The organism is Pantoea piersonii (assembly GCF_003612015.1).
Taxonomy (GTDB): domain Bacteria; phylum Pseudomonadota; class Gammaproteobacteria; order Enterobacterales; family Enterobacteriaceae; genus Pantoea; species Pantoea piersonii.
In genome coordinates this window covers 102,583-125,815 of sequence record NZ_RARB01000001.1, presented here as the reverse complement: position 1 = coordinate 125,815, position 23,233 = coordinate 102,583, and the positions used below count along the sequence as shown (strand labels likewise).

Annotated in this window: 23 protein-coding genes and 1 tRNA gene; 9 read left to right on the top strand and 15 right to left on the bottom strand. The window is 52.8% G+C overall.

Annotated elements, in window-relative coordinates:
• The first annotated feature begins 107 nt into the window (after positions 1-107).
• A complete protein-coding gene (locus D7S44_RS00590) occupies positions 108-1,070 on the top strand; it encodes a chemotaxis protein (protein WP_120452819.1) in 963 nt (320 codons plus the stop codon).
• 402 nt (positions 1,071-1,472) lie between these two features.
• The gene (locus tag D7S44_RS00585; RefSeq protein WP_120451217.1) at positions 1,473-3,041 is read left to right on the top strand and encodes a methyl-accepting chemotaxis protein; all 1,569 of its coding nucleotides are present in this window, start codon (positions 1,473-1,475) and stop codon (positions 3,039-3,041) included.
• A 104-nt stretch (positions 3,042-3,145) separates the two neighbouring features.
• On the opposite strand, the gene D7S44_RS00580 is transcribed toward D7S44_RS00585, so the two are convergent.
• From D7S44_RS00580 to D7S44_RS00560, 5 genes are all read right to left on the bottom strand, one after another.
• Positions 3,146-4,141 (bottom strand): glycosyltransferase family 2 protein, encoded by a 996-nt coding sequence (locus tag D7S44_RS00580; RefSeq protein WP_120451216.1) that lies wholly within the window; start codon positions 4,139-4,141, stop codon positions 3,146-3,148.
• 16 nt (positions 4,142-4,157) lie between these two features.
• Positions 4,158-5,447 carry an oligosaccharide flippase family protein gene (locus tag D7S44_RS00575; RefSeq protein ID WP_120451215.1) on the bottom strand — a complete coding sequence of 430 codons (1,290 nt, stop codon included), beginning with the start codon at positions 5,445-5,447 and terminating at the stop codon, positions 4,158-4,160.
• A 2-nt stretch (positions 5,448-5,449) separates the two neighbouring features.
• Positions 5,450-6,439, bottom strand: a complete 990-nt coding sequence (locus D7S44_RS00570; protein WP_120451214.1) for a glycosyltransferase — start codon at positions 6,437-6,439, stop codon at positions 5,450-5,452.
• Positions 6,440-7,165: 726 nt separating this feature from the next.
• Positions 7,166-7,555, bottom strand: a complete 390-nt coding sequence (locus tag D7S44_RS00565) for an acyl-CoA thioesterase (protein ID WP_120451213.1) — start codon at positions 7,553-7,555, stop codon at positions 7,166-7,168.
• Between the two features lie 132 nt (positions 7,556-7,687).
• Complete coding sequence (locus D7S44_RS00560) at positions 7,688-8,695, bottom strand: alpha/beta hydrolase (RefSeq protein ID WP_120451212.1); 1,008 nt, start codon at positions 8,693-8,695, stop codon at positions 7,688-7,690.
• 783 nt (positions 8,696-9,478) lie between these two features.
• Between D7S44_RS00560 and D7S44_RS00555 the strand changes: the two genes are divergently transcribed.
• The 6 genes from D7S44_RS00555 (at position 9,479) to D7S44_RS00530 (ending at position 13,970) form a co-directional block, all read left to right on the top strand.
• Positions 9,479-9,838 carry a GtrA family protein gene (locus D7S44_RS00555; protein ID WP_120451211.1) on the top strand — a complete coding sequence of 120 codons (360 nt, stop codon included), beginning with the start codon at positions 9,479-9,481 and terminating at the stop codon, positions 9,836-9,838.
• Positions 9,835-10,755: a glycosyltransferase family 2 protein gene (locus tag D7S44_RS00550; RefSeq protein WP_120451210.1), complete on the top strand. Its 921-nt coding sequence runs from the start codon at positions 9,835-9,837 to the stop codon at positions 10,753-10,755. The genes D7S44_RS00555 and D7S44_RS00550 overlap by 4 nt, the downstream gene beginning before the upstream one ends.
• A complete protein-coding gene (locus D7S44_RS00545) occupies positions 10,755-11,204 on the top strand; it encodes a hypothetical protein (protein ID WP_120451209.1) in 450 nt (149 codons plus the stop codon). Before D7S44_RS00550 ends, D7S44_RS00545 begins: the two co-directional genes overlap by 1 nt.
• Positions 11,191-12,468 carry a hypothetical protein gene (locus D7S44_RS00540; RefSeq protein ID WP_120451208.1) on the top strand — a complete coding sequence of 426 codons (1,278 nt, stop codon included), beginning with the start codon at positions 11,191-11,193 and terminating at the stop codon, positions 12,466-12,468. The genes D7S44_RS00545 and D7S44_RS00540 overlap by 14 nt, the downstream gene beginning before the upstream one ends.
• A gap of 765 nt (positions 12,469-13,233) precedes the next feature.
• On the top strand, positions 13,234-13,404 hold the full coding sequence (locus D7S44_RS00535) for an Arc family DNA-binding protein (protein ID WP_240629424.1): 171 nt from the start codon (positions 13,234-13,236) through the stop codon (positions 13,402-13,404).
• A 233-nt stretch (positions 13,405-13,637) separates the two neighbouring features.
• Complete coding sequence (locus tag D7S44_RS00530; RefSeq protein WP_120451207.1) at positions 13,638-13,970, top strand: hypothetical protein; 333 nt, start codon at positions 13,638-13,640, stop codon at positions 13,968-13,970.
• A 114-nt stretch (positions 13,971-14,084) separates the two neighbouring features.
• Here the strand turns inward: D7S44_RS00530 and D7S44_RS00525 are convergent.
• The 10 genes from D7S44_RS00525 to proB all read right to left on the bottom strand — a co-directional run bounded on the left by D7S44_RS00525 (position 14,085) and on the right by proB (position 21,752).
• Positions 14,085-14,160, bottom strand: a tRNA-Thr gene (locus D7S44_RS00525).
• 176 nt (positions 14,161-14,336) lie between these two features.
• Complete coding sequence (locus D7S44_RS00520; protein ID WP_120451206.1) at positions 14,337-16,085, bottom strand: amylovoran biosynthesis protein AmsF; 1,749 nt, start codon at positions 16,083-16,085, stop codon at positions 14,337-14,339.
• A 44-nt stretch (positions 16,086-16,129) separates the two neighbouring features.
• Positions 16,130-16,255 (bottom strand): hypothetical protein, encoded by a 126-nt coding sequence (locus tag D7S44_RS23970; protein ID WP_257026002.1) that lies wholly within the window; start codon positions 16,253-16,255, stop codon positions 16,130-16,132.
• A gap of 28 nt (positions 16,256-16,283) precedes the next feature.
• Positions 16,284-16,577, bottom strand: a complete 294-nt coding sequence (locus D7S44_RS00515; RefSeq protein WP_120451205.1) for a hypothetical protein — start codon at positions 16,575-16,577, stop codon at positions 16,284-16,286.
• Positions 16,574-16,921, bottom strand: a complete 348-nt coding sequence (locus tag D7S44_RS00510; protein WP_120451204.1) for a DUF7940 domain-containing protein — start codon at positions 16,919-16,921, stop codon at positions 16,574-16,576. The genes D7S44_RS00515 and D7S44_RS00510 overlap by 4 nt, the downstream gene beginning before the upstream one ends.
• Positions 16,918-17,385: a lysozyme family protein gene (locus D7S44_RS00505; protein WP_120451203.1), complete on the bottom strand. Its 468-nt coding sequence runs from the start codon at positions 17,383-17,385 to the stop codon at positions 16,918-16,920. Before D7S44_RS00505 ends, D7S44_RS00510 begins: the two co-directional genes overlap by 4 nt.
• Positions 17,386-17,587: 202 nt before the next feature.
• On the bottom strand, positions 17,588-17,866 hold the full coding sequence (locus tag D7S44_RS00500; protein ID WP_120451202.1) for a transcriptional antitermination N peptide: 279 nt from the start codon (positions 17,864-17,866) through the stop codon (positions 17,588-17,590).
• A gap of 424 nt (positions 17,867-18,290) precedes the next feature.
• Entirely contained in the window at positions 18,291-19,022 is a 732-nt protein-coding gene (locus D7S44_RS00495; protein WP_120451201.1) for an XRE family transcriptional regulator, read from the bottom strand.
• Between the two features lie 361 nt (positions 19,023-19,383).
• On the bottom strand, positions 19,384-20,637 hold the full coding sequence (gene proA, locus D7S44_RS00490; protein ID WP_120451200.1) for a glutamate-5-semialdehyde dehydrogenase: 1,254 nt from the start codon (positions 20,635-20,637) through the stop codon (positions 19,384-19,386).
• Between the two features lie 11 nt (positions 20,638-20,648).
• Complete coding sequence (gene proB, locus D7S44_RS00485; protein ID WP_120451199.1) at positions 20,649-21,752, bottom strand: glutamate 5-kinase; 1,104 nt, start codon at positions 21,750-21,752, stop codon at positions 20,649-20,651.
• A gap of 255 nt (positions 21,753-22,007) precedes the next feature.
• On the opposite strand from proB, the gene ompC reads away from it, so the two are divergent.
• Positions 22,008-23,120, top strand: a complete 1,113-nt coding sequence (gene ompC / locus D7S44_RS00480) for a porin OmpC (RefSeq protein WP_120451198.1) — start codon at positions 22,008-22,010, stop codon at positions 23,118-23,120.
• Positions 23,121-23,233 lie beyond the last annotated feature (113 nt).

The window sequence follows — 23,233 nt, the reverse complement described above, 5'->3', positions numbered from 1 at the left end:
TCGATCTATTTTTCACCACTGCCTCTTACTTTTTTGTGAACCGTGCCGATAACGCTCTTAACACCCACTATCGCCGCGCAACAGGCGGCAGCAAGGCAGAGCCAACGATGGATAATTTTCAAAAAGAGATAGATGAAAGAGCAAATCTGGCGTTATCAAACCGCTTTGAACTGCTGCTGTTCCGCCTGGGCACCGATCAGGCTAAAGGGAAATCCGAACTGTTCGGCATTAACGTTTTCAAACTGCGTGAAATCGTGCCGATGCAGCCGATCACCCGCGCTGCGGGCATGCGTTCGCCGCTGCTGGGCATGACCAATATTCGCGGTCAGTTTATCCCGGTCATTGATCTGCCAGCGGTCGCAGGCTGTACGCCGGAGACTGGCCTGAACCTGTTGCTGGTTACCGAGTATGCGCGTAATACGCAGGCCTTCGCCGTAGAGTCGGTCGATAATATTGTGCGCCTCGACTGGAGCCAGGTGCATACCGCTGAAAAAGGCATTGGCGGCCGCAATATCACCAGTATCGCCTGCCTCGAAGATGACAAAGGCAGCAATAACCTGGCGATGATGCTCGACGTTGAACAGATCCTGTATGACGTGATCCCGTCGGTGCGCGGCGACGAGCCGGCGCCGGAAATCGTGCGCAGCTTTAAGATCAAGCCGGGCGCGGTGGCTATTGTGGCTGAGGACTCGAAAGTGGCGCGTCAGCTGCTGGAGCAGGGCCTGAAAAGCATGGGCATTCCGGCGCTGATGCATAACACCGGACTTGAAGCCTGGCTGAAGATCAAAGAGATGACCGAAGCGGCGCAGGCGGCGGGCGAGTCGATTCACGACAAAATTGCGCTGGTGCTGACCGATCTCGAAATGCCGGAGATGGATGGCTTTACCCTGACGCGCAATATCAAGCGCGAAGAGGCGCTGAAGCGCATTCCGGTCGTGATCCACTCTTCGCTCTCCGGCAGCGCCAACGAAGACCATGTGCGTAAAGTCGGCGCGGACGGCTACGTCGCGAAATTCGAAATTAATGAACTCTCCTCCGTGATCCACAGCGTGCTGGAAAAAGCGCCCTGATGCTCGCTGAACACGCGACGCCCCGTCGCGTGTTCCTTTTCTGTTTCGCTTCCCCCCTGCTTTCGCTCTGATGGCCTCATCAGCGCCTGCCCTTGCTCGCCTGCTGCTTAACGGACCAGATTCAACTGCTTAGTCTGATTAATCTGATAGCTCGCTAAGGTCTTCTGATCCTCTCCGCCGCTAATGATAAGCGCCCGGCGCGTCCTTTATGCCGCTACGCCGGCCAGAAAACGCTCGGAAAAAATTAAAGTCAAAACAAAAACATCCGATAACCTGTGCGCCAGCTCTCATTCTTAGCCGTTATCGTGCGGCCTGGGAGTCCGGCGCAGACTGGTCACACACAGGCGTTAAAAACTTAACTATTGAAGCAGAACATTTTATGTAATCGCGGGGAGAACAGAGATGTGGAGTTTAAAAAATATGAAGGTCGGCGTCCGGCTTGGCGTCGCCTTCGGCATTGTGGTGGTGTTGATGGTGATCATTGGGATAACAACCGTCAGCAAAATCCAGAGCATTAACAGCGGCATTTCCGCTATCGTTGACGACCGCTACGTCAAAGTGCGTCTCGCCTTTGACGTGCGTGACGGCGTCAACGATCAGATTAAGTACCTGCGCGGGCTGGTCATCGACACCCCGCATCCGGACAGAAACGTCAAACGCTACGGCCAGCTTGATGAAGCGACCCAGCGCACCAATACCGCAATGAACCGCATCGCCGCCATTCAGGTTACTGCCGTCGGCAAAAAGAAAATCCAGGGTCTGATTGAAGCGGGCAAGCAATTCGAAACCGCGAAAAGCGCGCTGATCGCGCTGGTGAAAGCGGGTGATTTCGAAAACGCCGGCGTCTATGCGCTGAAAACCATGACGCCAGCCCAGAATGCTTTCCTTGAGGGCGCAGAGAAGTTCGCCAACTCGCAGGATTTACAGCTGCGCAACGAAGGCCGCACCATTGTCAGCGCCGCCAGCACCGCAATAATGATTACGCTGGTCTGCGCCGCACTGGCGATCGTCGCCTCGATTCTGCTGGGCATTTACCTGACTCGCTCAATCGTGCGCCCGCTCACCGAAGCGGTTGGCGTCGCCGAGCGCGTCGCCGCGGGCGATCTCAGCTCAAAAATCACTATCGACAGTCGCGATGAAACCGGCGTGCTGATGCGCGCGCTGCAGCAAATGAACGACAATCTGCTGAGCATTGTGACCGAAGTCCGCACCGGCTCCGATACCATCGCCGTCGCGTCGAACCAGATCTCCAGCGGCAACCTGGATCTCTCTACCCGTACCGAACAGCAGGCGAGCTCGCTGGAAGAAACTGCCTCGGCGATGGAGCAGATGACCTCTACCGTGAAGCACAATGCCGACAACGCGCGTGAAGCCAATCAGCTGGTCGCGACGACGTCCGCCGTGGCGCGTGAAGGCGGCGTGGTGATGGAACAGGTCATCGAGAAGATGGAGGCCATTGCGCTGTCGTCGAAGAAAATTGTCGACATTATCAGCGTGATCGACTCTATCGCCTTCCAGACCAATATTCTGTCGCTTAACGCTGCCGTCGAAGCGGCGCGCGCGGGCGAACAGGGACGCGGTTTTGCCGTAGTGGCGAGCGAAGTGCGTAATCTGGCGCAGCGCTCAGCGTCGGCGGCGAAAGAGATCAAACTGCTGATTGAAGATTCCGTGATGAAAGTGGATGAAGGCAGCAGGCTGGTTTCCCACGCGGGCTCAACCATCGGCGAAGTGGTCAACAGCGTGAATAGCGTGGCGGGCATCATGAGCGAAATCACTATCGCCAGCAGCGAGCAGAGCACCGGCATCAGCGAAATCAATATGGCGATTACCCAGATGGAAGCGGTGACGCAGCAGAATGCCGCACTGGTACAGGAAGCTTCGGCTGCCTCGCAGGCGTTGCAGGATCAGGCGGAACGTATGGCGCAGGCGATGAGCGTGTTTAAAACCGGCGCGCTGCGCCCCGCTCAGTAAGCGATTCAGCATCGGGCGGCCGTTGCGGGCCGCCCGACGTGATTAACGATAATAAGCCAGAGAAACGTAAAATCCGGTCGTGTGTAGCGGATGAAATACATCCATTAAAAAGCGCGCGCCTTATACAGGGCGTAAAGACAGTAATAAGCCGCAAAGCTATTGAAATTCATAATAATATATTTCAGTTTTTCATTGCGGTTCAGCAGGATAAAAATTCCTTTCGAATATTTGCCGCGTTTAATCTCATTAATTTCGCGTGAGATTTCATTGTGCGTAAAGGAGTCGTGATACATCGACGTCACTATCTGCATATCCAGCGCCAGTACCCGCTTAGAGACGCCTTTCAGAAAGTAGTCGAGATCGCGGTGCGTATACTTATTCATGATGGTGTCATACAGGCCGGTCAGAAACTGCTTGCGCTCCTTGAGTTCGTTGTACTGAACACGCTTCTTTGACAGCGAATCCATCACGTTCTCGTAATGGTAGGCTGTGCTGTCGATCACCAGACAGTTACTGACGTTGTAAAAGTACTTGAGGTTGAACAACAGATCTTCGCTCATGGAGATCCCCTCAAGAAAATGGAGATTATTCACCTCAATTACGCGTCGACTGTAACACTTGTTGTGCAGATAACCGATATTGTCGCTCATCTCCAGTTCGCCCAGCAGATAAGGCATCTCCTGCGCCGCAAAATAGCCATATTTACGGATGCTGCCGATACGATCGTCGACCAGGTTGCCGACGATTAAGTCTACCGGCCTGCCGTGGCTGTTATCCAGCGACTGCTGAAAGCTGGCGAGAAAGTGCTCGTCAACCCAGTCGTCAGCGTCGAGGAAAAGAATAAAATCCCCCTGCGCCTGCTTCAGTGCGCGATTACGCGCCGCGCTGACGCCGCCATTCGGCTGACTGATAACGTGAATATTCTGCTGGTAGCTAAATTCCTCCAGCAACGCGGCGGTGCCGTCGGTGCTGCCGTCATTAACCACTATCACTTCATAATCGTCGCAGGTCTGCTGTAAAACACTGATTAATGTTCTTCTCAATGTTTTTTGCGCATTCCACGCGGGAATAATAATGCTGAACTTGGGTGTAGATATCATTTTTCATTCCTCTTAACTATCTGAGGGTTTTAGCGTCGTTTAATAAAAACCATATTTTTTTAGGACTGAAAAAAGAACGATGAATGGTTAACATCGGTTGGGCGGCAAAAAAGTAATTCAGCAGCGTGAACGAGAGCAGTTCGGTCAAAATAACGCTAAAGGCTGCGCCGGTCAGGCCATAGAGCGGCACCAGAACAGCAGAAGAAACCAGGCAAATCAGCAGCACGAAAAAGGTTTTTTTCACCAGATAGGCGTAACCGTTGTATTTGATAATAAAGCGATCCATCACGCTGCTCAGCAGGCCGAACATCGCGCCCAGACAGAGCCAGACCGTAGGCGCGACCGCATCCTGGTAGGCCGGACCGTAAAAGTAATGAATAAAGGGCGGTGCCAGCAGCGCGACGGCGGCGATCACCAGCGCCGACACCCCCACTACCAGCAGGTGCAGCTGCTGAATTTTAACGATGGCGCGTTTAGGATCGCGTTCAGAGAAAAAGGCGGGATAGAACGACGCCAGCAGCGCATTGGGCAAAAAGACCCAGGCGCCGGAGAGCGTTAACGCCACCGAAAAGACGCCAGCCTCTTTAACGCCGAGAAAATAGCTGACACTGAACTGGTTCAGACGCGTATAGAGCGCCACGGCGATAACTGAGAAGATAAGCGTGCCGCCGGACGCCAGCATATAGCGTGAATAGATTTTAAGCTGTTTGCGGCTCGGCGTGCTCAGCGCGCCTTCATAGCGGCGGAACAGCGCCAGCTTGATAACAAAGGGAATAAAGGTCGCCAGCACGATCGGCAGCGCCAGATAGTGCGGATCCAGCTCGAAGTATGAGATGACGAAGCGTATCGTCAGGCTAATGGTTAAGCCGATAGCGTTGGCGATGACGTTGAGTTTCGCATTCAGCATCGCCTCGTTGAAGACGTTGACCAGATCGATGGCGGAAAAGAGGCAGGCGATGGCCGCAGCGACAATAAAGAGCTGCGCCTGCGAGGTCATCTCTGCGCGCATTATCACCATACCGGCCGACGCCAGCACCAGATAGAGCGTGAAAATCAGTACCGATGCGGAGAGCATCAGCCTGATGCCGGAGTGTTTATTCTGCGACAGCCGTTTCAGCAGAATGACATCGCTGCCCATATAGGCCACGGTCTGCAAAAACTGAAACACCAGCAGCGAGATGGAAATAATGCCGAAGGTGGTCGGCCCGACATATTTCGCCACGAAGGAGGTAACGAAAATCAGGCCAAAGACCGCAATGATCTTCTCGGCGATCATCCACAACGAATTCTTCAGTTTATCTTTCATGATTACCCTCCGCGAACCGCGCTTTGCGCCAGCTTGCGCAGCTGGGAGACCAGACGCGGCGAGCAGAAAAAAAGCGTGAAGTAGAGGCTCCAGCCGTTAACGATGACCCCCGAAGAGAGGTAGGCTTTAAAAGCCTGACGGTAACGGCGTATATGATCGTTGATAAAGGCGGAATTAAACTCGCCTGAGACGATGGCTTTATATAAATAGGCTGAGGAGACCTTCAGCAGCAGGAAATAGAAAAATTTGTCGTTGCTGCGCGACAGCAGCCGCTGCATTTCACTAAATGAACGGGCGAATGAAAAATGTTTTTCGCGCACCGACGAGCGCGTCGCCGAGTTCTCAGACTCAACGTAGTTGTAAATGACGCTGTTGATGCATATCACCCGCTGGCTTTTAAGCAGGCTGAGATACTGCATGACAAACAGCAGGTCTTCGAAATTAGCGATCTGCTCATTAAAGCGCAGCTGATGCGCGCGAATCAGCTCGCCGTTAAAGAGCTTGTCGCAGATGCCGTGACGCGGATGGAAATAGAGCAGATCGTTGACAGCGTCGCTGGCGCTGAGCACGCGACGCGCCGCAGAGGGAAACGTACGCGCAACAGGCCGCCCCTGCGGTGTAAAGTGCTGCGACTCGCCGACAATCAGGCCAACGTCATTATTCATTAGCGACAGGCAGAGGCTTAATGCGTTGTCGGGCAGAAAATCATCCGCATCGACGAAGCGCAAATAAACGCCGCGCGACGCCGCAATGCCCGCATTGCGCGCCGATGAAACGCCGGCGTTACGCTGGGTAATAATGCGCACCTGGGGATGGTCGCGCCAGCTCTCCAGTATCAGCGGCGAGCTGTCGGTCGACCCGTCGTCAACCAGAATCAGTTCAACGCGCGCCTCTCGCTGCGCCAGCACGCTTTCAACACAGCGAATAATCGAGTTTTCCGCATTATATACCGGCACAATTACGCTAATTAACGGGCTGTTAAGCGTTACCATAGATCCTCTGGGAAAAGTGTTTTACGTCCACGCTAAAAGCGCAGCAATAACCGCAATAAAACGTTAGTGCCGGGCTCACTTCAGCATTTTTATTTTTCCCGGATAAATAGTGTGCGACTACAGAAAAAATCAGGATTGAATGATGAGATATTACGTGCCGCTTTTATTCCGTCAATGGGGCGAACGCGAAACCGGAATTTCCGCACAGACGCTCTGCTTATTCATCAGAATGAATGGATAAGCAGGGATTACGCTTATCTGTGAGATTTATCACCTGTCTGAACTGGCGTCCTTAAACGGTAAAAAACCCACTAATAACGGTTCCTCTTCAACCCGCAGAAAAGCAGTTTTAGCCTTAGGATTTATCCTGGCAGGAAAAAGCAAAAAAAGCTGTGCTTTCATGACGTCGTACAAACTGACGTGAAATTAGATTAACCGGGCTTAATAAGTTTTATTTCTCGATGCGTGCAATATTTATCTGCGGTCAGCAAGGCACTCTTAAGAAGAATAACAATATGCATTTAAAACATAGCGCCAGCTTAAACAGTGCTGATGTAAAAAAAGCGGGGATAAAGGCGGAAAAATTAAGGCGGTTAACGTGACGAATATCTCATCAATTTCGCCGGGCGGCCTAAGAATTGGCCGAGAGGTCAGGACAGAGGGAAATAAGGCATCGGGCGTGGTGCGTAAAGGTAAAGGGCTGGCTTTAGCCCTTCACCCTCTGCGTTACAGCGCGTTTAAGGCGTGCATTACCGCATCCGGCATGCTGGGCCTGCCGTTGCTGAGGCAGGTTGCGACAAAAGTCGCTTCGGCATAAGTGACGCCGCCGACTCTGATCTGCTGAACGAAGTTAACCCGATTGCGCTTTTCATTTTTTTCCAGCGCACAGGTCACTTCCAGTCGGTCGCCCTTTTGCAGGCTCTTGCGGAAGCGCAGCGAATATTCCAGCACCATATAGAGGCGTCCCTGTTTAAACTCCTCTTCAATGTCGATACCCAGCGCTTCGCGCATATAGGCATGGCGCGTCCATTCCATATAGAAAGGATAATAGAGGCCATCGACGATGCCCTGGAAATCGATATGGTTTTCATCAACATCATAGTGCTTTGCAAACATGTCTGTATCCTGCAGTCGTGAGGGGAGTAACAGCTTGATTTTGCGAATTTAACCTGGCGCAGTCTCTGGTGCACTGCTTTTTGTGTGCGCGGCGAGGTAAAAAAAGCCAGGCAGGTTGCCTGGCAAAGGGAGTTAATTCAGATGCGTTTTTAGCTCATCGGCCGCCTGGCGCAGCGCAGTACGTACCGCAGGTACGTTGCTCAGTCCGTTCAGCAAGCCGTAATCGTGGATCAGACCGTTGTAGCGCGTTACCGTGACGTCGACGCCAGCGGCATCCAGCTTACGCCCAAAGGCTTCGCCTTCATCGCGCAGCACGTCCAGCTCGGCGGTCTGGATCAAGGTTGGCGGCAGCCCCTGCAGCTGTTCGCGGGTAGCGCGCAGCGGCGAAGCCAGAATATTGTTTCGATCGCTCGCTTTATTGGTGTAGTTATCCCAGAACCATTTCATCATGTTGCGCGTCAGAAAATAGCCATTCTGGAACTGATGATATGACCCGGTATCAAAGTGCGCGTCGGTCACCGGCCACAGCATCACGTCATAGCGAATCGCTGGCGTATGCTGCTGCTTCGCCTGCAGCGCGACCGCCGCCACCATATTGCCGCCGACGCTGTTGCCCACCAGCGCCAGACGTTTGCCATCCACGCCAATCTCGGCGCCGTGTTCTGCGACCCAGCGGGTTGCGGCATACGCCTGATTGATGGCGACGGGATAGTGCGCTTCCGGTGACGGCGTATAGTTAACGAATACCGCCGCGGCGCCCGACTCGACGACCAGATCACGCACCAGGCGTTCATGGGTCGGGAAATCCCCTAATACCCAGCCGCCGCCGTGAAAGAACATAAACACCGGCAGCGTGCCCTGCGCACCTTTGGGCTTAACAATATTGAGTTTTAAAGGCTGTCCGTTTATCTCGATGGTTTTTTCCGTTACCTCTGCGTCAGGCAACGTCGCGCCTTTTTGCGCGCCGATCAGCACCTGCCGCGCCGCCTGCGGCGAGAGCTGTTCAAGCGGTTTGCCGCCGCTGCTGTTCAGGGCATTTAAAAAGCTTTGTACGTGACGTTCCGGCTGCGGTGCTTCAGCGAAGCTGTTAGCAGAAGCGGCGGCCAGTGCCACGGCTAAAAAGGTATATTTAATTTTCATGAGGTTACTCCTTTAATCAATTCACTATTAAATCGCACGCTATTTAAATGCACCGCCTTAGCTACGGCGCATTCGGGATGAGCTGAATTTACATAGCGCACTACTTAATAGCAAACAAAAAATAATGCACTTTTTTCAAGTAAAGCGTATCCAATTGATTATCATTGTTTTTTATTTTACCAGGCGGCACGCAGTGCTAATAAGAAAAGGGGTGACAAAGCTGAGGTCGATAAGAAGGGTTCAGTGAGTTACAGCAAGGGGGATTTTGAGCTCACACAGGCTAAAAGGAGAAGGAACGAATGACGGGTAACGCTTTGATATAACTGGTGCCGGAAACAGGAGTCGAACCTGCGACCTTCGCATTACGAATTCTAAGAACCACTCTCTAACACATTATTTTACCCCATTCTGCTGCGCTCACACGTCCCAAAATGCGAAAACATGCAAAGGCCGGGAAAAGGTCACAAATCTTTGCATGTCCCAAATCTGTCTCATTCTGCTAGCCTTAGATAACACTCAGTACAGGAGGTTATGTGATGAATGTTTCACCTCGCGCTGTCGTTGCGCTCAATGTCATCGCATCAGTCACTCTTATTGTTGGCCTGGCATTTTATCAGCACTGGATTTAAACCCTTTTCCTCCCGTAGCCGGCTCAGGCCAGCACAGACTACCTCAGCCCCCAATCGTCGGGGCTTTTCTATACCTTATACATCTCTACGAATTCTTGCCTTAACGCCAAACTGATGCCAAGATCCGCACCTTCTGCTAATGGGGATAGTCTTAATGGTTAAGCTCTTCGCTCGGTACGCATCCGTCGGCGTCATCAACACGCTCATCCACTGGGTCGCTTTCACCGTGCTTTACACTGAAGGCCAGTCGCAATCCCTCTCCAACTTCGCAGCATTTTGCATTGCAGTGACGTTCTCTTTCTTTGCAAATGCCAAATGGACATTCAGCGCTGAGGCAACAACGTTTCGCTACCTGCTTTATATCTTCTTTATGGGCGGCATGGCTTCAGCTGTTGGCTTATATGCAGACCGTAATCACTCCAACCCAGTCATAACGCTAGTCGTGTTCTCAGCGATGAGTCTGGTTTGCGGCTTTATCTATTCAAGATTTGTTGTTTTCAAGGATCGGAAATGAAAATATCACTCGTAGTCCCCGTCTTTAACGAAGAGGACGCAATCCCGCTGTTTTATCAGGAGGTCCGTGGGTTTCCTGCTTTTGCGGAGCACGAAGTTGAGATCGTGTTTGTAGACGACGGAAGCACAGACAGCACTGAAACTGTAATCCTTCTCTTTAAGAAAACTGATTCACTAATAAAGCACGTAACATTTACTCGCAACTTTGGAAAAGAGCCCGCTCTGTTTGCTGGCCTCGAGTGTGCCACCGGCGATGTCGTTATCCCAATTGATGTCGACCTGCAGGACCCGATAAAGGTTATCCCTGAGCTTATTGAAAAATGGAAAGAGGGCGCAGATGTTGTACTGGCGAAGCGGGTAGACCGTAGCTCTGACAGTCATATGAAGCGTGTAACTGCCGAATGGTTCTACAAGTTGCACAATAAAATCAGCTCCCCGAAAATTGAAGAGAATGTTGGAGATTTTCGCCTGATGTCTCGCTGTGTCGTAGAGAACATCAAGCAGCTTCAGGAACGAAACCTTTTTATGAAAGGTGTACTGAGTTGGGTAGGAGGAAAAACAGAGATTGTTGAATATATCCGCGCTGATCGCATCGCAGGGAAAACGAAGTTTAATGGCTGGAAATTATGGAATCTCGCCCTAGAAGGAATAACCTCCTTTTCTACTTTTCCGCTTCGTATGTGGACATACATTGGCCTGCTTGTTGCTGGGCTTTCATTTATCTACGGCGCGTACATGATTCTGGATACACTGATATTTGGAAACCCTGTTCACGGTTACCCTTCAATCCTGGTATCTATCCTGTTCCTTGGTGGTGTGCAGCTGATTGGTATAGGAGTGCTTGGTGAGTATATCGGGCGCATCTACATTGAAACAAAGCAGCGGCCAAGATTTATTGTTAAGAAGGAAAGGAAGTAATGGTTAAGCTCATAGACAGAGCATTCCTGTTGTTATCTTTTATTGGTCTGCTTTTTATAGTCATTATGTTTCATACGTGGAACGGACATGAAGTGGTTCAGCTTCCTGAAACTGCTGGAAAGCTTACATCCTGGGACGTTGACTCATGTGATATCAAAAGTAATTACGCTTATATTTCTGCATGGTCCTTCCCTGCAGGTGTCAGGAAGTTTGAAAACACTCTTTACATTAAAGTATCTGACGGATCAGGATACATTAAAATGAAAGGACAGGTGTACAAAAGAAACCAAGAAACCAGTGAAATGAAATCTGCTGGAGAATTTGATAACTCCGGGCTGGTGTCAGCCATCAGAATTCTTCCATGGGAACAATCCATATCAAAGGAAATAGTAATGATTTCCCGAGCTAGCAATGGGAAGCTTTACAGAGGTGACTATGTCTGTAAATAATACGTTGAACAAGTATCTTTTTGCCTTTATGGCAATTATCCTTGTTGGGATAAGCCTGCGACTGAGCTTGCAAGGTTTCGCTGACGATCTGGTTTTCTCGCACGCCCTTGATAACATCAACATCAAAGAATACATGCTGAGACGATATATTATATGGAGCGGGCGATTCACTCTTGATGCGCTGATGGTTGGCACTATCAATATGCATCCGGTATGGAAGATTGGAATTCCGGTATCGCTATTCCTGCTTTGCGCCTCGGTATCGCGTATAATAAACGGAAAATTTAGCACATGGCTGTGCGCCGCATTCCTCTGCCTGTTTATGATGATACCATTGTCGGTAAATGAAAACGCCGCATGGTGGGTCACAGGATTCTACAATTACCTTTTGCCTGTGTCGCTTATGGCTTATTCTTTTTCAGTTTTCATGAAAAAGGATAGAGTTGGGTTTGCCGAAGGTGTTTTTGCCATAATTTCTTTATCTGTATCTTGTTTCAATGAGCAAACCGCGATTTTCACCGTGGCATCATCTATTTTACTTACCATTTCAGAAAGAACGTACAGAAGAAAGTACAGCTATCTTTTCATAATTTTTGCTTTAGCTAATTCAGCTATATTATTTCTTTCGCCTGGCAACTATGTTCGCTCAGAAAAGGAAGCATGGAGATGGATTCCCGGCTTCCAAGACATGACAATGGTCCAAAAACTGACATTTGGCTTTGACCGCGTACATCAAACAGTAGTGATGCACGATGGAATCATATTTGGTACTTTGTGTTTTCTGTGCATATGCTTGCTTTCTATCAGCCAGTTCAAATCAAAAACAGCAAGTTTCTTTAAATTAGTCATGATTATTCACCTTGTAATTATGGCTATTAAGCATTTTAACCTGACAAATCTAGGCGTAGCATTCTACAACGAAGATTATCTTAATCCACAACGATGGATTTCATATGGTCGATATGCCTCTTACTTTTTCTCCTTACTGGTGATTATTTCTGTTTTTTATAGTTTAAGCATTGCTTCAACAGTAAACAAAACCCTAATTAAGCCACTAATAGCATTACTACTTGGATATGCTACCGTAGCTATGCTTAGCTTCTCCCCAACGGTTTTCGCGTCATGGATGCGAGTCTTATTCGTTTGGGAGGTTGTTGCAGCAGCGGCTTGCTTGTGGATTTATTACGAAATGTTTTCTAAAGATGTAAATAGAAACTCTTATTTGATTTTTGGTCTAATGGCAACTGCCGCCCTGATGTTCTAATTAAAGGGCAAAAATAACAAAGCACATTAGCTCTTCATAACGAATGCCGTAGCGATCGCCTACGGCTTTCGCCTCCCTTATCACGTCACCGGTCTTGTCATCCGCTTGCTCTGGTGTGGCTTCCCATTTATCCAGGCATGCGATTCTATAACGGAACGGGTTTATCCCCTCAGCCTCGCATCATGAGCAATTACGCCGGTGTAGATGCGCACGTCACCCTTTTTTCTCTTTATTTTCTTTAAACCGGAACATCTTGATCAAGCCCTAAACCCTGACTGCTACGCGCTTTTCAGCGGCCGAAATGCCGCAATCGTCAGTTTTAAGGTGCTGTCTGACAGAAAGGCGGTGTTTGCTGTGAGTGTTCCATATTCGCTTTTCCCGGCTCTGGATGCTGTGAAGACTTTACCATTAACGAATTAAGTCAGATTGCCACTTGCATCGTGCCCCTTGCGGCAATACCGCTGTTAAGAGCCAATAAAACGCAATAGAGAATAAGGTAGCGATCCTGTCCTCGCTCTATTCTATGTAACGCTGGGTTGATGAAACGATCACCTGCTTTTCTCCGGACAATAAAAAACCGCCGAAGCGGATCAGGTGATAAGAATGAAGATGCCTTAGAGATTGGAACAAATGTGTAACTGGGTTAAATTAACGGCGCTAAATTGACACAACATTCATAAGCCCTCATTAACACCGAAAAGGATACTTATGCGAAAGCCGCCAAGTCTGCTCATGGACAGAATCAATATCAGGGTTCCATAAGGCATGCGCAAATCCATCGCTGAGCGAGCAAAGCGCAATGGCCGGTCTATGAACTCAGAAGTGATTCACATCCTGGAACAAGCAGAAATGCAGGACAGAATGCTCAACTCCGGCTCGAATTATGACCCAAGAGTTCAGATAGCGAAAGCATTGATAGATGCAGGAAGGCGCTAGAAGCCATTAGGGAACAGAGTTAGATATTGTCAGGTGATTGGTTTACCGAATTCCGTAGCAAGAGCAACAGTAAATACGCATCTTGCCCTGCTTCGCGTGTTACTTAACCTGGCTGTCATCTGGAAGTGGCTCGACAAGGTTCCGAAGATATCGACGCCGCGGCCAAAGAACATGGGGCGTACAAACGTAACAGATTTAGAGTGGTCTCAGGTTGATCTTGAAAGAAAGGTTGCATGGATGCCCCGGAAGAGACAAAGGCGGAGAAAGATATCGGCGCTCCGCCGAACGCAACGACCTTGGGGATTCTGCAGGGGCAGCAAGGGAAGCATAAGAGGTCGGTGTTCGGGCACATAGCAACGTCAGCATACCGGAACAACGACACCAAAACAGCCGCGCTCAGAAAATGCGATGTGACAGCAATAAGGCATAGAGGGGAGTACACAAGCGAGCAGGCATCAAAAACTTCCGCCTCCATGACTTACGGCATACATGAGCAAGCTGGCTGGTTCAGCTGGCGCATCGCTTCTTTCGTTCAAAAAATGGGCGGATGGAAAGCATTGAGATAGTTCGCAGGTATGCACATCTGGCACCGAATCATCTGACGGAACATGCGAAGCAAATCGACACTCACACAGGCTAAAAGGAGAAGGAACGAATGACGGGTAACGCTTTGATATAACTGGTGCCGGAAACAGGAGTCGAACCTGCGACCTTCGCATTACGAATGCGCTGCTCTACCAACTGAGCTACACCGGCATTAAGGCGAGAACTACGGGGCAATAAGGTAGAAAAAAGCGCTACCTGCGTCAAGAGCCGCAGCGTGCAGATGCTGCTTTTCTCGTCATTTGATACCTGAAATCGCTCCCCCGCTCGCTTTCTGCGCCAGAAACAAAAAAAGGCGAGGCCGCAGCCTCGCCAAAACGTGCCTGTCATCAATCGTAATAAGGAACCTTGCGGTCGGTACCATTGATATTGATAAGCACAAAGCCCGAAGGCGTGGTTTTGTTAGTCGGCGTACCCGCGGTCGTCGCGAGCGTGACTACGCCTTTCTCGTTGGCGCCGATCCCCGCCAGTCCATTATGCAAGCCAAAGCGTGCGGCCGGTTTCAGCGTCCCCATCTTGGTGGTGTCCGTTACCACCGACATATCGGACTGGAACAGCGAGCAGGAGCCGCTATCGAAGCGCGTTGGGCCGGTACATTGCAGGTTGAACATAGTGTCCCCACTGTTCGCGGCCAGCTTTACCCACACCACCGCATAGGTGGTGCCGACACGACTGTAGCGAATATCCAGCACCGCCGGTTGCCCCATATGGCAGGCGTCGGCCCAGACGGTTTCCAGTCGCTGCAGGTTGATCCAGGTTTTACCGGTCCCCACCATATTGACCGGCGAGGTGGCGGTCGTGGACGGTGAAGTGGCGTCGCCTTTACCAATCATCTCAATAACCCACTGCTGGTTAGGGTTAGGGAAGAAGAACTGGCCGAGGCGATACCAGTTATCGGTGCTGGTATTGTTGGTTACTTTATAACCGCTGTAGTACCCTGCTCGCAGCGAGCCGGTCATAAAGGTGCCGTGGTTCTCGTCACGACGATAACCATACTCAAAGGTAGAGAGCCAGCGGCCGCTGACGGCATCCTGAGAGATAGTGCCGCCCGACTGCAGGCCGATCTGGCGCATCACCACGCGCGCATTGTTCAGATTGAATGGGTTGTCGCAAGCTTCAATGTTCAGCGTGTCGATAGTCCAGCCGCCGTCGGAGAGATTGCCGGGGTTGCGCGTATGCTCAATCCAGACGTTGCGCATAATCCCCTGGGTCACGCGCGGCATATAGAGCGTGGCGTCGCCGTAACCAGTCTGGAAGTTAGCGTTGCTCAGCTCGATTGCCGTTGAGTGATCCCAGACGCCATTCGGTGAGTTTGACCAGCCCACATCAAACACGCGCGAATAGGTGTAGAGGGTATAGATCTGGTCAAACTTACTGTCGAGCGTATCCAGCAGTTTGAACACTGTGCCGCCGGTATTTTGCGCGCGGAAGCAGTGAATATTCACCGTTTCCCCTTCGATACAGGTGTTCTCAAAGAACGGCTGGGTGTTGCTCACCAGATCGGCGGTGATGGTGCCGGTGTTCTTCACGGTATCGGCGCTGGCCTGGCCGTTCCACGCCATCCCGGTGATCACCGTACGGCGCGCTTTTACCTTAAACACCGGCGTGGCGCTTTTATCAGAGATAATGGTGGTACGCGGCAGCGACCCCAGCGGCGAGTCATCGCCGAGCAGACCAAAGAAGGTCGCATCAGTGGCGCTGAGATCGATAGGCTTGATCAGGAATTTCCCGCCGGGAAAACGCACGGGCAGCGCGACGCAGTTGGCGTTCCAGGTTTTGGTCCAGTTGTACATGCGCATAAAGGCGTCGGTGTCGTCAGTGTAGCCATCGCCTTTCGCACCGAAGTGCAGCACGTTCAACTCGGATGGATCGTTAATGGTGCGCTTCCAGTAGAAGCCATCGCCCACCGCAATTGTGCCACCGTCATCTTTCAGCGTGGTGGTGCCGAGGTAGCCGATAAAATCGCCGCCGCCACGGAAGGTTGAATCCTTATCATAATAGCGGTTCAGGCTGGCGACCTGGCCTGCTGCTGCGGGTTTGGTGGTACGCAGTTCAGCATAAGAGTTCACTTCAATCATGGTATCCTCCTCAGGATTTCAGGGTACTAATGCTCTGACGTCTGTCAGTGCGTGGCCGGACGGCCGCAAAGTTGGTCCCACATATCGTTGTGGGTATTGATGGCGCGAACGGTGCGAACGTCCATGCGTTGCGCATCGTCGCCGTGGGTGTAAATCGGTGAAAAAAGCACGCAGGCCGAATCGGTGACGGCCGCTGGCTCAGGGTTTGTTGTATTTCGACTGCTGCAGCTTGTCGCGAGCAGCAGCGTCATCAAGATTGCTGTTCTCGGTCGTAACACGGGTCGCCTCCTCGCGATGCAGTTGTTGCTGATGCGCGACGGCGGCAGTTTGCGCCGCCTCTTTCTTCGCGCTCTCCGTATCGGCTTTGGCCTGCTGCTGCACCTTGCCGATCTTTTTGCCGCCGAAGTAGCTGGCGCCCAGCGCGGCAATTAGCGCCCCAATAACGGCGATCCAGTGCCAGCCGCCTGAGAGCAGTGCGGTAAACAGGCTCATTTTTTCTTCGTCTCCAGTTCTTGCTTTTGCAGCAGCAGATTCTTCTGCCGAACAAACTGCGCAATGACGCCCATCGCCACCATAAAGGCGCCGATCAGGCCGAGATAGTTGTGGGGAAGAATGGCTTTAACGTCTTCCGGCAGGGTGTTCCAGGCGTCCAGCGCCGCAGTGGGAAAGGACTGCACCCAGGCACTGAGCATCGATCCCAGCGACGCCAGCCAGACAGACCAGGTTTTAAACAGCAGCCGCGCATGGGCGACAAACTCCAGGGTGGTGAAGCGCTGCATAATCAGCAGCACAACGATGACCGCCAGGACGGCGATGATAAAAAGCAACCATTTCATAGCAGCCCCCGATAAACGTCATAGGTGCCGCTGCGCATCACTTCGGCATGACGACGGGCGCGTCCCGGCGTCTGACGCGCCCACAGGCTGTTGAGCATGGAGTTGGCCGCGCTGTCGTAGTCCTCCGCCGCCACCGCGCTCAGCATGCTGGTAAACAGAGAGAGACCATCGACCCCGAGCTGGTACGCCATGCTGTAAAGCACGTCGCTTCGCGCGTCGTTGCACTTCGCCAGCGCCTGTTGCAGCAGCGGTCGGCTCTGCATCTGCTGGGCTTTGCCCTCGATGATGCATTTCTTCCAGACGTCGCCGACCTGACGCGGCACGCGAAACACATAGTTATTGAGTGACGCGCCTTTTGGTCCGATGCGAATGCCACCCGCCACGGTAGGAAACCCCTGCGTGTCGAGATAAGGCGCTTCGACGTAACCCTCTTCAAAATTGAGAATCTCAATAATCTGGCTCATGACCATTCCTCTATTACGGGCATGGGAAAGCGTTCCCGATGCGACAACGACAGTTAAAGCGCACTGATCAGTGCCAGAGATAACCCCAGCAATGCCCCAGGCGAACCCAGCAGCAGGCCTAAACAGTGCGGTCAGGATCCCCGTTCAGACAAAACGGGAGAAAAGGTGAAGTACAGCGGTACAGGCAGGAAACAGGGCAGATTCAGCGCACGGCGTAGAGGTGCACATGCGGCAGACAGCAGTTATCGAAACTGGCGTTTTCGGAACGGTTAACGTGCGTCGGGGCGATTGCCCGTTCAACACGCGAGGTCACCGGACGCTGAGCGATGCGTTCGGCGTGACGTAAAGGGGGATTTTCGGGTTCGCAGCCCAGCGCCTGATCGATGCTGAGCTTGAGTCGACTGAGCGGCTGACGCCGACGATGTCTGCGGGTGCGTGCATTACCTACGAATACGCTTTTGCCATAATGTATTATCGCCATAACTCCTCCTGTGAATGAGTCTTTGGCGATGGGGTGGCAGGCGCGGGTTTTCGGCAAGCCGAACCGTCCCGGATGCCGCGTTTTCCGCTCACAGCGCAGTGCCCCGGCTGTAATAACAGCCAGGCTAAGCGCGAGTTGGGAGAAAAAGGCGGCATCTGACGACGCTGCATGTGCGCATCCACCCCATCCCAAAGTTCACTGACTTTGGATGGTTTGATTCGCGCTTGTGCAGCGCCTCGATTGTTTAAGAGCGGCTCACTCCGTGAGAGAAGGGCTTCGTTGGTCCACGCTCAAATTATTAACCTGTTCTTATGCTTTATCAAACACCAACAGTTAATTTTTTATTTACTATTGGTTAAATTTTTGAATTTTGCTGAATTATTTTTTTTCAGCAGGCTGGTACTGAACAGATTTTAGACAGACGCTAACCCAGTAGCTGATAGTGCCGCGCCTGGCTCAGGATGACCTTGGCCATCACCTGCATACTGTCTACATCCTCCCGATTAAGATACCAGGTTTCATAACGCTTATTATCTGAAATTACAGCGATTTTTTTATGCTGCAGCTGCAGTCGCTTGAGGTAAAGCTGATTATCCAGGGTAAAGATATAGATACCGTCTCCGTCGAAAACCTTCACGCTGATGTCCACGAACAGCTGATCGCGCGGCGCAAAGGTCTCTACCATCGAATCGCTGTTGATGGCAATTAACCGAATATTTTCCGCCGGACGGCCATTGAAGAGCACGCGCGCCTCATCCACGCCATATTCAATGGCATGGATGGTCTCGACGAACTCTTCGCGTACATACAGCCCGGATGCTGACTTTTGCCCAATATCGAGGCTTTCAATACGGAACACATTGCGCTGCGCGTTAAGACTGTCGATCGACAGCGATTCGGCAGGCTTTTCCATTCCGTACTGCAGCCATTCAACCCGCACGCCCAGTAGCCGGCTCAACGCCAGCAAATTATTATCATCGGGCACCGATTGCGCGTTAAACCACTTCCAGACGCCCGGCGTCGATATTTTGCACCCCAACTGTTGTAACGCTTTGGCAACCTGTTTATTTCGTCCATGTCCGACAATTCCCGCGCTTTCGCAAGCGGCAATCAGCCTGGCAGTAAAAGCTTGTCTCGTACTCTCTTTTTTAACCATTAGTTAATAATCTGCCATAGAGGAGATACTGGATGTTATTTTCATTATTGCTACCAGTTCATTTTATATTACCGTCCGTTTGCTACCCAATTGCTTTTGTAAAGCAGCGCTAATTATCATTATCCTCTTCACGTCTTGAGCAACCAGTCTCGAATGCACTGCGGCCCGTTGCGGCGCGGCTTTCAGGAATGTTCCGTAGAAAAATGGGCAAAAAACAGGCAGCCGCTTTGCGGAAAAAAAAGTGACGTCCTGACGCGCCGCAAGTCGCACCGGAAAACTCCAAATTTAACTGGATCGAAAAAGCGGCGTTAAAAAAAAAGGCGCCCGCTCTGGACACCCTTTTTGTTAAATAAAATCGCGATCAGGGGCGCAGCGTATCGTCGCCCCATGCGACCCATTTATAGGTCGTCAACGCCTCCAGCCCCATCGGGCCGCGCGCATGCAGCTTCTGCGTGCTCACTGCGACTTCCGCGCCGAGTCCAAACTGACCGCCGTCGGTAAAACGCGTGCTGGCGTTTACGTATACCGCCGAAGAGTCGACCCGTTTAACAAAGCGGCTGGCATTCTGCGTGCTGCGCGTCAGGATAGCGTCTGAATGCTGGGTGCCGTGCGTGCGGATATGCTCGATAGCCGCATCCATATCATCCACCAGCTTTACGTTGAGATCGAGCGACAGCCACTCGTCGTCGTAGTCGCCCGTTTTGATCGGCGTGACGCTGGCGGGGCCGTCCTGCAACTGCGCCAGCACATTCTCATCGGCGTGCAGCGGGATCCCCTCCTGCGCCATACGCGCCGTGAATGCCGGTAAGAAACGATCGGCGATCGCGCGATGGATCAGCAGGGTTTCCAGCGAGTTACAGGCGCTGGGCCGCTGTTTTTTCGCGTTGACGATCACCTCCAGCGCCGGCGCGATCTCCATGGTTTCATCCAGGTAGATATGGCAAACGCCGATCCCGCCGGTAATCACCGGTATCGTCGAGTTTTCGCGGCAGAGCTTATGCAGCCCTGCCCCGCCGCGCGGGATCAGCATATCGACATAGCGATCCAGCTTCAGCAGCTGGTTCACCAGTTCGCGATCCGGATTCTCAATCGCCTGCACCGCCGCCGCCGGCAAACCGTACTGCTGCAGCGCATTCTGGATTACCCGCACCGTGGCCGCGTTGGTGCGCCATGTCTCCTTGCCGCCGCGCAGGATCGAGGCGTTGCCGGTTTTCAGGCACAGGCTGGCGACATCCACCGTCACGTTGGGGCGCGCCTCATAAATCACGCCTACCACGCCGAGCGGAACGCGGCGACGCTCGATGCGCAGGCCGCTGTCGAGCTGGCCGCCATCGATCAGCTGGCCGACCGGATCGGCGAGCTGGCATACCTTACGCACGTCGTCGGCGATGGCACTCAGGCGCTGCGGATTCAGCGTCAGGCGATCGAGCAGCGCGGCGCTCATGCCGTTCGCGCGCGCATCGGCGAGATCCTGCTCGTTGGCCGCCAGAATCGTATCGCGTTCCTCATCGAGACGATCGGCGATCGCCAGCAAGACCTGATTTTTCTCAGCGGTCGAGAGATCGGCCAGCTTATACGCAGCGGCGCGCGCCGCTTTTCCCATTTCTTCAAGCATTTGACCGCTCCTTAACTGACGATCATGTCGTCGCGATGCACGGCCACCGGACCGTATTCATAACCGAGGATCTCCCCGATCTGCTGACTGTGACGACCAGCGATCATCCGCAGCGCATCGCTGTTATAGCGCGAGACGCCGTGCGCGATATCGCGCCCCTGCAGGCTGCGAATGCGGATCACCTCGCCGCGTGAAAAGTTGCCGCGCACGTCACGAATGCCTTTCGGCAGCAGCGAACTGCCGCGTTCGAGCATCGCCGCCAGCGCGCCGTCGTCGACGGTGATTTCGCCCGCAGGCGGCGCGCCGAAGATCCAGCGCTTGCGGTTCTCCAGCGGCGTCTGCATGGCGTGAAAGCGCGTGCCGACCGGTTGACCGGCAATCACGTCGGCGATAACGCCGGGTCGGCTGCCCGCAGCGATAATGGTGTCGATACCGGCGCGACAGGCGACGTCCGCCGCCTGCAATTTGGTGGACATGCCGCCGGTTCCCAGACCGGACACGCTGTCCCCCGCCAGCGCGCGTAGCGCGTCGTCGATTTCATGCACGTCGCTGATCAGCTCCGCCTGCGGATTACTGCGCGGATCGGCCGTGTAGAGCCCCTGCTGATCGGTGAGCAGCAGCAGCTTGTCGGCGCCGCCCAGCATCGCCGCCAGCGCCGACAGGTTATCGTTGTCGCCGACTTTGATCTCCGCCGTTGCCACCGCGTCATTTTCGTTGATCACCGGCACGATATGGTTGTCCAGCAGCGCGCGCAGGGTATCGCGCGCGTTCAGGAAACGTTCGCGATCTTCCATATCCGCGCGGGTCAGCAGCATCTGGCCGATATGGATGCCGTAGATAGAAAACAGCTGCTCCCACAGCTGGATCAAACGGCTCTGCCCCACCGCAGCCAGCAGCTGCTTTGAGGCGATGGTAGGGGGCAGTTCCGGGTAACCCAGGTGCTCGCGTCCGGCCGCCATTGCGCCGGAGGTAACGATCACGATGCGATGGCCGGCCGCGTGCTGCTGCGCGCACTGACGAACCAGTTCCACCATATGCGCCCGGTTCAACCGGCGCGAACCGCCGGTAAGGACGCTGGTCCCCAATTTGACCACCAGGGTCTGACTGCCGCTCATATTTCCTGCCGTTTAAGTAAAAAAAGAAAAAAATTTCTGCGAAGGAACTTTTTATCAGGAGTCAGAAGCGAAGCCAACTCTCCACCGGGGAAAAGCACGAAAAACCCCGGACAATCCGGTAGACCAAAAGTTCGCAGATAACAAGAAATCAGAAAAAATGTCATAAAACTTTCATCTACAACCGGTAAAACGTCCCCTGTTTAATAAGCCCTTTTCAGGGGCATAACACATTTTACTCATTGGGATTGATAGCAAATGAAGAAAAGTACACTGGCACTCGTCGTATCGGCTCTGGCGCTGACTTCTGCTGCTCATGCGGCGGAAGTGTATAACAAAGACGGCAACAAGCTGGACTTCTACGGCAAAGTAAAAGCGATGCACTATCTGAGCGACGCGGACAGCCAGGACGGGGATAAGTCCTATGTACGTATCGGCTTCAAAGGCCAGACCCAGATCAACGACCTGATGACCGGTTACGGCCAGTGGGAATATCAGTACAACATCAATAACTCCGAAGGCTCCGACGCCAACAACGGCAACAAAACCCGTCTGGGCTTTGCCGGTCTGAAATTCGGCCAGTATGGCTCGTTCGACTACGGTCGTAACTACGGCGTACTTTACGACGTAGAAGCCTGGACCGACGTATTCCCGGAATTCGGCGGCGACGGCACGGCGCGTGCTGACAGCTATATGACGCAGCGCGCGACCGGCGTAGCCACCTATCGCAACAACAACTTCTTCGGTCTGGTTGACGGCCTGCGCTTCGCGCTGCAGTACCAGGGTCGCAACGACGCCAACGGCGGCAACTCGCGTACCGATATCAACCGCCAGAATGGCGACGGCTACGGCGCGTCACTGGGCTACACCATTGGCGATACCGGTATCAGCCTGATGTCGGCGATTACCTCTTCCGACCGCACCAACCAGCAGCAGGCGCGTACTTACGGCAAGGGCGACCGCGCTGACTCCTGGGGCGCTGGCGTGAAGTATGATGCCAACAGCGTCTACCTGGCGGCGATCTACACCGAAACGCGCAACATGACCCCGTTCAGCGGCACCGACCGCGCAACGGGTCTGGCAGCAGCGGGCGCGGCGAACAAAGCGCAGAACATCGAGCTGGTGGCGCAGTATCAGTTTGATTTCGGCCTGCGTCCGTCACTGGGCTACGTTCAGACCAAAGGCAAAGATATCGAAAACGGTATCGGCGATGCGGATCTGGTTAAATATATCGACGTGGGTGCCACCTACTACTTCAACAAAAACATGTCAGCGTTCGTGGATTACAAAATCAACCAGCTGGACGACGACAACCGTCTGAGCCTGAACAACGACGACGTGGTTGCTGTAGGCATGACTTACCAGTTCTAACCCTCTGACGCCGCTGCGAAGCGACGCGCGACGGCGACAGTGCTTTACCCTCAATGTGTCTGTAAATAAGGGCCGCCTCATCAGCGGCCCTTTCTTTTTGTCGCTTGAGCAGT